The following is a 12,366-nucleotide window of genomic DNA, read 5'->3' on the forward strand; positions in this document are numbered from 1 at the left end:
CGGTAGTTGCGTATTTGCAAGTTAATGGGCGATTTGCTTAGTAAGAATGTGAAGCGTAAAGTTAATATTCGTCTTATTCTAATTCTTAGCTATGAAAGTCACTGATTCGGGTAATTCCTCTGCCGCTGCTCCTTTAAGCCCAGCAGCGCTAAAACAAGCGCCACAGAGCAGCGCGTCAGAGAATGTGAAACGCAGCAGTTCGGCTTCGCGTTCAGCAACAGACAATGTTCAGCGTATCCAGTCGCTGTTCGCCAGAGTTGGGGTGAGCCCCTCGATGATCATGCCGGATGAAGACACCCGGCAGCGAGCAATTAAACGTAGAAACGACATTCAGGCATTAGCAAAAATCCGTAATCTGCAAGCCGTAATGGAAGCGGCAATGGGAGTCAGCCTCACCGAGACAAGCGAAGAAATGGTGGACCCAGACTGGTTCTACGCCTTCTCGCAACTCGCTGAAAATATTTACTCACCCACAATGCAAACCTTATGGGGCAAAATATTCGCGGTGGAAGTGAGTAAGCCGGGTTCGTTCTCGCTGCGCAGTTTGGAAACATTGAAGGCGCTTACTCAACGAGATGCTGCCATATTCTCAAGAGCAGCTTCGTTGTCGTGCGTTCGACAAGGCGACAGTGAGCCTCGTATTCTCACCGGTTACCATCAAAAGCCCGGCTTCTGGGCGTTTCTCGGCCAGCGACAGCCCGAGTCGCTGAATTTGGCCAGTTACGGTGTAAGTTATCCTGACTTACTGGCCCTTACCGATATGAAATTGATTTTTGCCAGTGAAATTGAAAGTGGTGAATTAGAACAAGGGCAAGGCATTAAATGGCGATGCGGCCAAGAAACGTTTCATATTGTGCCGAACCGCCAAGGATTAGCATTGGTGTATTATAAGTTTACCAGCACCGGGGCTGAACTCGCTCGACTCATATCCCGACAAAGCGCAGCGGCGTACGTAAATGCTTTGAAAGAGCGCTTTAGTGGCCCTTTTACTATCGAATAGCCAATAAATGACCGGCAATAAAAAAGCGACCGTAGAAAGGTCGCTTTTTTATTCGCTTAGAGAAGGTTAAATACCGTCACCAAATTCGTGCAATCCACACTCACGTTTCAGGCCAAAGAAGCGCGTATCTTGTTCGTTCATGCCTTCTTGTAAGGACTGGGTAGTATGCCAGTCACCAATCGACACGTAGCCTTCGTCCCAAAGCGGGTGATACGGCAACTCATGCTCTTTCAGGTAGTAGTGCAAGTCTTTGTTAGACCAATCGATGATTGGATAAACCTTAAATTGTTTTCCTACCTTTTGCAGCACCGGTAATCTTTCGCGGGTGTCAGACTGGCTGCGGCGTAAACCCGCAAACCAGGTACCCACTTCCAGATCTTTCAGCGCCCGTTGCATGGGCTCAACCTTATTAATGCGGTTGTATTTCTCAATCCCTTCAACACCCTGTTCCCACAATCGACCAAACCGTGCTTCCTGCCAGGCCGCAGACATCTCTGACTGGTACACTTTCAGGTTAAGGTTGAGTCGTTCCGTTAGTTCATCAATGAACTTGTAGGTTTCCGGAAACAGATAACCGGTATCGGTCAGCACTACCGGAATATCCGGCTTAGCTGACACCAGAAGTTTCAGCATAACGGCAGACTGCGCACCGAAGCTAGAGGACATCATGGGCTTACCGGGCAGCATTTTCAGTGCCCAGGCAATACGGCCAGCCGCGTCCATGCCCTCCAGCTCTGCGTTAATGTCTGCAATCTCTGCTGCGCTGGTGTCCAGCGTCAGCTTCGATGTGGTGTCGGTCAGGATATCACTCATAGAAGTCTCTTGCTGAGTCAACCACAGGGGCAATAACGCCCGCGCGAATGACGAAGTCACCGAACGCTTCACCGCTTTCGCGTTCTTTTGCCCAACGGCCAATTAAGGTATCGAGTTCAGTAAAGATTTCGTCTTCACTGATATTTTCCTGATACATCTTAGGAATGCGAGTACCTTCACGATTACCGCCAAGGTGCAGGTTATATTTACCCGGGCCTTTACCTACCAGGCCAATTTCAGCCAGCATGGCACGACCACATCCATTCGGACAGCCGGTGATACGGAAGATAATGCTGTCGTCGGCTACGCCATGAGATGCCAGTAACCCTTCCATACGGCCTACCGCTTCTGGTAGATAACGCTCTGCTTCTGCCATTGCCAGCGGGCACGTTGGCAGCGATACACACGCCATGGAATCGAGTTTCTGATTCGATGTATCGTCTTCGATCAGTTTGTGATCACGGGCAATTTTTTCAATCGCCGCTTTTTGATCAGCAGGTACACCCGCGATGATCAGGTTCTGGTTGGCGGTTAATCGGAAATCACCTTTGTGAATTTTGGCGATTTCAGCACAACCTGTCTTTAGCGGACGACCCGGGAAGTCCAGAATACGACCGTTCTCGATGAACAGTGTCAGGTGATAGTTACCGTCGATACCTTCAACCCACCCGAAGCTGTCGCCACGGGTAGTAAATTCGTATGGACGTGATTCAGCAAAGCTCACACCGGCACGCTTTTCTACTTCGGCTTTGAAGTTATCAGCACCTACACGCTCAAGGGTGTATTTGGTTTTCGCATTTTTACGATTAACCCGGTTACCCCAGTCACGCTGTGTGGTTACAACAGCAGCGGCAACATCCAGCGTATTTTCCAGCGGGATAAAACCAAAGTCAGTCGCTTTTCGCGGATACGTTGACTTATCACCGTGGGTCATGGCAAGACCACCGCCCACCAGCACGTTAAAGCCTACCAACTTCCCGTCTTCAGCAATGGCAACGAAGTTCAGATCGTTAGCGTGTAAGTCAACATCGTTCTGCGGCGGAATAACCACGGTAGTTTTAAACTTACGTGGCAGATAATTATCACCTAAAATCGGCTCAACCGGCTTCTCGGTGGTTTCTACTTTTTCGCCGTCCAGCCAGATTTCGGCATAAGCACGGGTTTTAGGCAGCAGATGCTCAGAAATTTTCTTCGCCCATTCGTAAGCTTCAGCATGCAACTGAGACTGAATCGGGTTGCTGGTACACAGTACGTTACGGTTTACGTCACCGGCAGTGGCGATAGAATCAATTCCGGTTTTATTCAGCGTCTGGTGCATCAGTTTAATGTGCGGCTTCAGTACACCGTGGAACTGGAACGTCTGACGGGTAGTCAGGCGGATACTGCCATACATGGTGTGCTCTTCAGCAAACTTGTCAATAACCAGCCATTGTTCTGGTGTCATCACACCACCCGGAAGACGGGCACGCAGCATCACATTGTGCAGCGGTTCAAGCTTTTGCTTACCACGTTCTGCACGAATATCGCGGTCGTCCTGCTGATACATACCGTGAAAACGGATCAGCTGGAAGTTATCTGCTGTGAAACCACCGGTTAAATCGTCTTTCAGATCTTGTTCGATAGTACCGCGCAGGTTATTACTTTCGCGCTTCAGGCGCTCGTTGTCAGCCAGTTTGCCTTCAACGATAAATGGCGATTTTTCGTTACTCATTAATAGACATCCTTCTGATAACGTTTGGCTTTGCGCAGAGCAACAATATAGGCTTTGGCGTCTTCTTCAGACTTACCACCGTGCTCCTGGATGATGGAAACCAGCGCAGCTTCAACATCTTTTGCCATGTGTGTTGCATCACCACACACATAGAAGTGAGCACCGGCTTCAAGCCACTCCCACACTTCTTTACCGTTTTCAGTTAAACGATGCTGAACATAAATCTTTTCTTTCTGATCGCGGGAGAATGCCAGCGTGATTTTGTCAACCAGACCAGATTTCACGTAGCCCTGCCACTCAACCTGATAGAGGAAGTCCTGGGTGAAGTTAGGGTTACCGAAAAACAGCCAGTTCTTGCCTTCAGCACCTTGAGCGTCGCGTTCCTGCATGAATGCACGGAATGGTGCGATACCGGTTCCCGGACCCACCATGATGACAGGCGTGTCGCCATTATCAGGCAGACGGAAGTGGTCATTTTTCTCGATATACACTTCAACTTCGGCACCTTCTTCCAATCGTTCACAAAGGAAGCTGGATGCGCCACCCTGGTGACGTTTGCCAAAGGCTTCGTAGTCGACGTGTGCCACGGTCAGATGCACTTCTTCTTCTACTTCATCCTGACTGGATGCAATAGAATACAAACGAGGCGTTAACGGGCGGAACGCATCAGCAAAGGCCTGTGCTTCAATTTTCGCCGGGTGTTCACGAACGATATCAATCAACTGACGCTCTGCCAGGTAAGTACGCAGTTGCGCTTTATCTTCCATCAGCGCAGCCAGGCCTTCGGAGCCTGTTGCTTCCTGATAAGCTTTTACAAACGTTGGATAGCTTAGTGTCAGTTCCAGCTTGCTGGTCAGTGCTTCAGTTAATGAAACGGTGGCATCACCCACTTTCACTTCTTCAGAGCCAGACAAACCTGTGAGTTCCAGGAATTCAGCAACCAATTCGGCAGAATTCTTAAACCAGATCCCTAAAGCATCACCGGCACGATACTGAATGCCTGAATCTTCCAGGCTGATTTCGATGTGACGGATGTCTTTTACCGAATCACGACCAGTGATTTTCTGCGATTCAATCAACGTGGCTTTAAACGGTGACTTTTTGGTGTACATCTGCTCTGCGCCAGATGGTGCAGCAACGCCTGACTGAACAGTCACCACGTCGTGAGTTCCGGCAGACGCAAAATCGTCTTTCAGTGCCGCAACTAATTGTTCACCCCAGGCTTTGGCAGCGTCTTCATAATCTACGTCGCAATCAAGGCGAGGCACGATGGCCTTTCCGCCAAGCTTACCTAAACGCTCATCGAAGTCTTTACCGGTTTGGCAGAAGAACTCGTAGCTACTGTCACCGAGACCCAGTACCGCGAACTTCAAGCCATCCAATTTAGGCGCTTTCTTACCGCCCAGGAATTCGTGGAATTCAATCGCATCATCTGGCGCATCACCTTCACCATGCGTACTCACGAATACCGCAACGTGCGTCTCGCCTTTGATGCTACGCGGCTTGTAGTCGGCCATGCTGATTAGCTTGCTGGTGTAACCCGCTGCTTCAGCCTGCGCCTGGAAACCTTTGGCCACGCCCATGGCGTTGCCGGTTTGCGAACCTACCAAAATAGTAAGCGTTGGTGTATTCGCCGGTGCAGCTGCTACCGGCGCCGCTGCTGCGGGAGCAACCGCTCCGCCCTGCGCTGCTGCCATACCAGCAACATAACCACTTACCCAGGTAAGCTGATCGCGGTTTAAGCCTGCAATGGCCTGCGTAATCGCATTCCACTGTTGCTCATTGAGCACCGCACCGGGTGCTCCGTTTTGATTAGAATTCACTGACATAGTTAATTAACCTTTTTAATATGCCGTCAAAGGTATCGATTTTTATTGAGAAGAGAAAAGAATAAATAACACTTTTTTATGCTCTAAAGTTTCTAAAACTGTGAAATTTACGCTCTCTGGAATATAAAAAGAGCCGTAAGCGATACTTACGGCTCTTATAGATTTGAAGATTTACCGCTGATGCAAAAAACATCAGCGGCATTTTAATCATCAGAAATGAATTTCTACACCTGCAAACGCACCGTCGAACTCCATATCGGCGTATACGCCATCGAGATCATCAATATCGACAGACACATTGCGGTAGCCTGCCTGAATCGTCATATCCACCGCTAAGCTTTCAATAAATGAATAAGTCAGTGCAATTTGATAATCACTCAAGGTATGATCATCGAAAGACAGATAACTGCCTTCCGCATACGCACCAAGACCGGTAAACGGTAAGCCTACTGCCACACGAGAATAGGCCATGGGAATGATACCGGAAAACGCCTGCTCACCTTGCGTTTGCGAGTCCGTGTCGGCAACGTAAAGCGTACCGTCAACGTACTTCGCGTTAACGCCAACATCGAAGCTCACCAAATCGTTGTCGAACAATTCATAGTAAAGAATGATGTCTGTGGTAGACATTTCTACTTGCGTGTAAATGTCGTTACCCATTGTATAGACATCACCATCGAAGGTGAATGTCGATGTAAGTGAAGTATTGCCATCGCTATCGAGGGTGGTATAGCTCAGCTTAATATTCGGTACAAAAGGGAGCGGATGTTCCACGGCAGCGTAAAATGAAGAGTTCGCGTTGCTATCAAAGTTGAAATCTGCCATTGCGCTGCCATCGGAAAACGTACCGTCATCAGCAAAACCACCTGATGGGCTTGTATACCAGCCTTGGCCACCCAGATACAATCCGGCAACGGTGTCCGCCACTACCGGTGATGCAGTAAAAGCCGTTGCGAGTGCTACAGCTACTATGCATTTTTTCATGAATTATCCTTGATTAAGAAGTTCAGTCAGTTCAATAAGCGCTGCATTAGCGCGAGAAATATAATTTGCCATGACCAGAGAATGATTAGCCATCATGCCAAATCCATTGCCGTTAAGAATCATTGGGCTCCACACGGTTTGCTGTGTCGCTTCCAGTTCACGAATGATCTGACGAAGACTTACCAGTGCATTCTTATCTTCAAGTGTATCGGCAAATTCGATTTCTGCCGCTTTTAAGAAATGCAGCAACGCCCAAGTCGCGCCGCGGGCTTCGTAAAAGTTATCATCCAGTTTCCACCAGCTCGTCTGTACAACCCGTTCTGACACTGCCGGCGTCGACTGTCGCGCATTCTTGTCACCGGCCAAATCGGTGTTCATTTTGGATGAGCCAACGCTTGCACTTAAGCGCTGAGAGTATGAACCTAAACGCTTTTCTACTTGTTTAAGCCACTCTCTAAGATTGTCGGCTCGGGTATAAAACTGACTGTCGCCAGCGGCCATATCGCCCAGTTCAGCGCGGTATTTATCCAGTGACTTAATCCCATTGCGATAGGAAGACTCTGCTGAAGGCAAAGCCCAGCTGCGACTATTTACATTGAATTCAGGCTGCGCTTTGGTGAGATGCGGGTTTTCTATAGACTGTGATTGAGAACGGCTAAAATCTTTGCGCATAGAGAGCGACAAGTCTCTGATCATTTCCAGCGCGCCGTATTCCCAAGCGGGCATATTATCGAGGAACAACCCTGGTGGCATAACATCATTAGAAATATAACCACCCGACTTATCGAGCAATGTTTCTGTCACCACAATCATTGTGGTTGTCATGGTATAGCCAGGAATTTCAGTTTGTGAAGGACTTTGTGCTTGTTCAGCCACGGCTTGTCTAACATCAAACGTGTCAGGTTCAACACTCCAGTACACGCCAATTAACCAGAATATTAAAAACAGGACAACAACAGTACCAATAATGGTTCGGGTGTTCAGGTATTGTTTAATGCTCAATGTATAGATTCCTTCTCAATAACAAAGTGGGTGATGTTGCTCATCACCCACTTTTAATTACCTTATGACTGCACTTTAGCATTCCAGCCATAATTTTTCGCCATGATTTGCGTAAGTTTTGCAGATCACGTCGTTTGTGGTCGTTTCGTTCGCAACACTAACCACACCGCAAGGACTACCAGCAGGAATGGCCAGAACGTTGCGACACCGGCAACCACTAACGCAGCGACACCAGCAACAGCGGCGATGGCAAGGGCGCCAAAAAGACTAAAGGCAACAATAACGCCGATAATTACAAATACAACGCCAACCGCCGAAGCTGCAGCAAAATTCTCAAAGGGTGACAACATTTCATCTCCCATCATTAAATGAATACCCCACCAATCGCTGAACAGATTACCAAAGGCATAAGTCAGCAATATGGCGATGATGATAGCTAAAAATGCATTTTTCATTATGACCACCGTGGTAACAGGAATGTGGCGGCGATATAGGCCATCAACACGGGTACACTAAGAATGAAGAGCCCAGCAACCGCAGCAGCACGAACCCAAACAGCATCAACAGACAGATAATTTGCAAGCCCTGCACATACACCGCTGATCATGCCGTTATTAATGTCGCGGTAAATGCGCTTATCAGTTTCTGGTAATTTCATTGTCTTCTCCTGACGATAACGATGCGCCCTGAGAGGGCGCGTATAAATGGGTTTAGTAAGAAATTAGGCGGCGCGTTTTTTCTTCAGTGCCGCCAGTTCTTCTTCAATGGCGTCGTTGGTTTCCAGCGCCTTGAACTCGTCTTCCAACGATGTAGCCGATGATGAACTACCTACCACATCATAGGCATCAACTTGCGCTTCCAGATGCTCGATACGCTGCTCATAACTATCCATTCGCGCCATGGCGTTTTCTACCTGCGTACTGTGCGTTACGCCGCGCGCTTTAAGGCGAACACTGGCGTTGTCTTTTCGCGCCACCAAACTTTTCTGTTTCTGACGGGCCTCAGCCAGCTTCGCGTGTAGACGTTGCGTATCCTCTTGCACCGACGTGAGCATGTCGCTCACCTGCGTTTTCTGACTTTCGATAGCGTCCAGTTTTTCCACATAACTATTTTTCTGTACCAGAGCGGCGCGCGCTAAATCGTCCTTGCCTTTATCCATGGCCAGTTCCGCTTTCGCCATCCAACTATCGATGTCCTTTTGCAATGTGGCAGCCTGACGATCGAGATACTTCTGCTCGGCAATATATTTCGCCGCCACTGAACGCATCTCCACCATGGTTTCTTCCATTTCCTGAATGATCAGGCGAATCACTTTTTCCGGGTCTTCCGCTTTATCCAGCATCGCGTTGATGTTTGATTGAATGATGTCTGACATGCGTGAGAACATTCCCATTGTCTTTCTCCTTTACCTGTTTCATGTTTATTCGATTACAGAGAGACTATTACAATCGCTGTGCCAAATATTTAACCCACTGTATTAATTGAACTTTTAACTTATCACTTCATTTTTTAACGTGTTATCAAAACTGAGTAATTAATAATTTGGTTAAATTAACCACTGGAAATTAGCCAATCTGACGAACACCAAGGTATTAACAGGCATGGTATTAACTGACACGGCATTAAGTGGCTGTGCAATAAGCTGAGCCGAAGCATGGTTAAAAGACAGAATAGGATGAATAGGGAAAACTCAGTAAACGGTAATACTAAAGGGTCGAGGATGGTGTTCGGTTTATACTGATGACGTGGAGCGGATGACAGAACTGTGCAGATAAAAAAAACAGGCAATCAATTATGATTGCCTGCATGGTCGTTCTTTTGCACTAGGTTGATGCTGTTTTCGCATCTTACAGCAAACCATAAGCTTACTCTTCTTCAGATTCAGAATGATCAGATTTTAATTGTGTCTCGCTTGCAGCCAGGTCAGTAACACTCACCGAACCTGCTTTTGATTCATTCGACAAACTAAAGTTATAAGTCGCATTGGCAACAGATTGCTGCACGCCATTGCTGATTTCTTCAGTTGCCATAGTGACAGCTTGATCGATCATCCGGCTTAAGAATGACTCGATCGCACCTTCTTGCGACATCGCTTGTGAACTAAACATCGCAGCCGACATCACGGCACTGGCTAAAATCATTTTCGCTTTCATAGTGTTTCCCTCTTGGTAACGTTTTAATGGTGTCGTTCACACTGCGACGACAAGTTACCGTAGAGATAGCGAGAGATGTGCCAACTACGAAAAATTCTTTAAACCCTTGTATTTAAGTAACTTTTTAAAAATAACAAGGTGGCACTAAAAAGCACAAAAAACGAACAACACAATAAAATGGTGAAAACAACCACTACCGTTAGTCTATTCCACCACCCGGGATTCGTTAAATGCTTTTGCGTTGGCTTGCGCCTGCTCAACTTGCTCAAGCGCATTCATCAGAAGATTAGGATCACGCTCTTTACCGGTTCCATTCTGGCTTAAGTAACGACGCCAGATGCGCCCGCCAGCCTGCCCCTGATACAACCCCAACATATGGCGGGCCACGTGCCAAGGCTTAAACCACTCATCGGTTTGACGCTCGATATATTTCTGCATGATGTGAACAATTTCGCCACGCGTTTTCGCCTGCGCTTCGTCACCGAAAACCACCTTATCAACGGACGATAGCAAGTAAGGGTTAGAATAAGCTTCCCGCCCCATCATAACCCCATCAACTTTGTTTAAGTGATCAAGGGTATCATCGAGGGTTTTCACCCCACCGTTAATGCTAATGTTTAGTCCTGAATGCGTTTCTTTAAGTTGATACACACGGGGGTAATTCAGCGGCGGAATTTCGCGGTTCTCCTTGGGACTCAACCCTTGCAGCCAGGCTTTGCGGGCATGCACAATGAAGGTATCGCAGCCTGCATCGGCAACAATATCGACAAACCGGGCAAAGCCTTCATATTCGTCCATATCATCGATACCAATACGGCATTTAACCGTTACCGGAATATCTACCGCCGCCTGCATGGCTTTTACACAGTCGGCCACCACTTCAGGTTGTGCCATCAGGCAAGCGCCGAAAGCACCGTTCTTTACCCGGTCTGACGGACAGCCAACATTAATGTTTACTTCATCATAGCCACGGGCTTGTGCCATTTCAGAACACCGCGCCATATCGGAGGGATCACATCCGCCCAGTTGCAGCGCCACAGGATGTTCTTCTTCGTTAAATGCCAGATAATCACCTTTACCGTAGATCAGCGCACCCGTTGTTACCATCTCGGTATAAAGCAGACTGTGCTTTGTAATTTGGCGCAGAAAATAGCGGCAATGTTGATCGGTCCAGTCGAGCATTGGCGCGACTGAGAAACGGCGATGGGTAGATAACATAGTAAAATAGCCTGTAAACCACTGTAATTAAATGCTTTCATAGAATTAAGCTGCACTTAATTCAAATAACCATTGCTCCGGCTCACTGCCCTGTAATCCATCCGAGAGGTGTAAGCGCAAAGCAGGGCTTTTATAGCCGGAGTAATTAATGCATTATTTTACCACAGAATGCGCTGCCGCAATCAAGCGGCAAAACGCAGCTGCTGCTGTATATACAGGTAAGATTCACTAAAGCTCTCTACTCTGTCGGCTTATTTAGCAAGGCTATCACTGACACCGCAACGGCTATCAATGCAACCAGTGAAGCAATTAAAAACACAGCGCTATTTGCAGATAGCTCGCCGGTTCCAATGTGCAAATTAATCTGCTGTTGTTTAAGCCACTGCAGTAGTGCGCCGAACACGCATGCCCCCGTTGCGGCACCAAGGAAAAACAGCATCTGGAATAACCCCATCCCAGCGCCCTGGTGGTGCTCAGGAAGGGTTGAAGAGGCTATTAATGGTGCTGCTGAAGCAATAAATGCAAACCCCAAAGCAACAACCATCATGGCGACACTGATTATTACAGTGCCATGCGCCAGTGCGAAAAGCGCCATAACCAACGTGCCACAGCACAACAAGCAGGTGCCTGATACTGCCAGGATATACGGACTGAACTTGTCAGCTAACCGGCCCGAAATGGGGGATGCAATAGCCACAGTGATGGCCGCAGGAGCAAGTACCAGTCCGATTGTCGATTCATTCAGATGATATTGATCGGACAACACAATCGGCAGCACAAAAAGACCCCCACCGAGATAGACTAGTTGGGCAATGAATGCCACCGAAGACGCCTGGATAAATTGCGGGTTCTGAAACACTGAAGCCTCGATAAAAGGAAACTCGGCCTGGTTACTTTGTCTGAACGTAAACCAGCTTATTGCCACTGTTGCCCCTATTAAAAATATCATAACGTAAGGCGGGGTCTGTGACTGCAACAGCGTGAGCAATACCATGACCAGCGCGATACTGACACCAAATAAAACGGCCCCTGCAGGGTTCAGCTGTTGCCAGCGATTATCAGACTGTGTCGGCTGCTGTACCGGAAGCAGTTTCGCACAAGGCAGCAATATCACCAGTAGTATTGTCGTAGCCAGAAATAAAACATGCCAACTGGAAATGCTGATCACCATGCCCCCTATAACAGGACCGCATGCAGCTCCCAGACCCACCGAAGAAGAAATTATGCCAAACATCAGACCACGATTGGCAGCAGGCATTAATGTACTGATGGCGCCAAATGCCAGTGAAGGAATGGCGGCGGCGCCTGCCGCCTGAACCGCTCGTCCTGCTACCAGCACAAAAAACGACGGTGACCAATAACACAAAAGGCTTCCCGCAAGAAATACACTTATTGCGAAGGCAAATAACCTGTGAATTGGGAAAACATCCAGCGCCTTCCCATATACTGCCGTGCCAATAGCAAACACAATGGCATACCCGGTAATTACCCACCCTGCCGCACTATTTGATATCGAAAATTCATCAATAATCGCAGGTACACCCACATTCATCATGCTGGTATTCAACACGCTGACGAATGCAGCAGCTGAAAAAATCACCATGATGACAATGCATTGCAGCTTACTTAAAGTTGTCACTTCAACGTCCCGTCATT

The 12,366-nt window shown here is 47.9% G+C and carries 12 protein-coding genes; 1 reads left to right on the forward strand and 11 read right to left on the reverse strand.

From position 1 onward, the window contains the following. The first annotated feature begins 91 nt into the window (after positions 1 to 91). A complete protein-coding gene (locus tag ACXAFQ_RS10790; protein WP_474821479.1) occupies positions 92 to 1,000 on the forward strand; it encodes a TIGR03899 family protein in 909 nt (302 codons plus the stop codon). A gap of 66 nt (positions 1,001 to 1,066) precedes the next feature. Here the strand turns inward: ACXAFQ_RS10790 and ACXAFQ_RS10795 are convergent, their stop codons facing one another. From ACXAFQ_RS10795 to ACXAFQ_RS10845, 11 genes are all read right to left on the reverse strand, one after another. Beyond that, on the reverse strand, positions 1,067 to 1,813 hold the full coding sequence (locus tag ACXAFQ_RS10795; protein WP_474821483.1) for a phosphoadenylyl-sulfate reductase: 747 nt from the start codon (positions 1,811 to 1,813) through the stop codon (positions 1,067 to 1,069). After that, positions 1,806 to 3,524, reverse strand: a complete 1,719-nt coding sequence (cysI, locus tag ACXAFQ_RS10800) for an assimilatory sulfite reductase (NADPH) hemoprotein subunit (RefSeq protein WP_474821487.1) — start codon at positions 3,522 to 3,524, stop codon at positions 1,806 to 1,808. The genes ACXAFQ_RS10795 and cysI overlap by 8 nt, the downstream gene beginning before the upstream one ends. Then, positions 3,524 to 5,353 carry an assimilatory sulfite reductase (NADPH) flavoprotein subunit gene (locus tag ACXAFQ_RS10805; RefSeq protein WP_474821491.1) on the reverse strand — a complete coding sequence of 610 codons (1,830 nt, stop codon included), beginning with the start codon at positions 5,351 to 5,353 and terminating at the stop codon, positions 3,524 to 3,526. The genes cysI and ACXAFQ_RS10805 overlap by 1 nt, the downstream gene beginning before the upstream one ends. Before the next feature lie 210 nt (positions 5,354 to 5,563). Continuing rightward, the gene (locus tag ACXAFQ_RS10810) at positions 5,564 to 6,337 is read right to left on the reverse strand and encodes a TIGR04219 family outer membrane beta-barrel protein (RefSeq protein ID WP_474821494.1); all 774 of its coding nucleotides are present in this window, start codon (positions 6,335 to 6,337) and stop codon (positions 5,564 to 5,566) included. Positions 6,338 to 6,340: 3 nt separating this feature from the next. Continuing rightward, a complete protein-coding gene (locus tag ACXAFQ_RS10815; protein ID WP_474822422.1) occupies positions 6,341 to 7,333 on the reverse strand; it encodes a DUF2333 family protein in 993 nt (330 codons plus the stop codon). Positions 7,334 to 7,464: 131 nt separating this feature from the next. Next, positions 7,465 to 7,794, reverse strand: a complete 330-nt coding sequence (locus ACXAFQ_RS10820) for a hypothetical protein (RefSeq protein WP_474821497.1) — start codon at positions 7,792 to 7,794, stop codon at positions 7,465 to 7,467. Next, positions 7,794 to 7,997 carry a PspC domain-containing protein gene (locus ACXAFQ_RS10825; RefSeq protein WP_070127619.1) on the reverse strand — a complete coding sequence of 68 codons (204 nt, stop codon included), beginning with the start codon at positions 7,995 to 7,997 and terminating at the stop codon, positions 7,794 to 7,796. Before ACXAFQ_RS10825 ends, ACXAFQ_RS10820 begins: the two co-directional genes overlap by 1 nt. Before the next feature lie 63 nt (positions 7,998 to 8,060). Further along, positions 8,061 to 8,732 carry a phage shock protein PspA gene (gene pspA / locus ACXAFQ_RS10830; RefSeq protein WP_474821503.1) on the reverse strand — a complete coding sequence of 224 codons (672 nt, stop codon included), beginning with the start codon at positions 8,730 to 8,732 and terminating at the stop codon, positions 8,061 to 8,063. Positions 8,733 to 9,204: 472 nt separating this feature from the next. Then, positions 9,205 to 9,492 (reverse strand): hypothetical protein, encoded by a 288-nt coding sequence (locus ACXAFQ_RS10835; protein ID WP_474821506.1) that lies wholly within the window; start codon positions 9,490 to 9,492, stop codon positions 9,205 to 9,207. 204 nt (positions 9,493 to 9,696) lie between these two features. Beyond that, positions 9,697 to 10,710 (reverse strand): tRNA dihydrouridine(20/20a) synthase DusA, encoded by a 1,014-nt coding sequence (gene dusA, locus ACXAFQ_RS10840; protein WP_474821509.1) that lies wholly within the window; start codon positions 10,708 to 10,710, stop codon positions 9,697 to 9,699. 238 nt (positions 10,711 to 10,948) lie between these two features. Continuing rightward, a complete protein-coding gene (locus ACXAFQ_RS10845) occupies positions 10,949 to 12,349 on the reverse strand; it encodes an MFS transporter (RefSeq protein ID WP_474821513.1) in 1,401 nt (466 codons plus the stop codon). Positions 12,350 to 12,366: the final 17 nt, after the last annotated feature.

It is taken from the genome of Alteromonas sp. ABH2_165 (genome assembly GCF_056159945.1).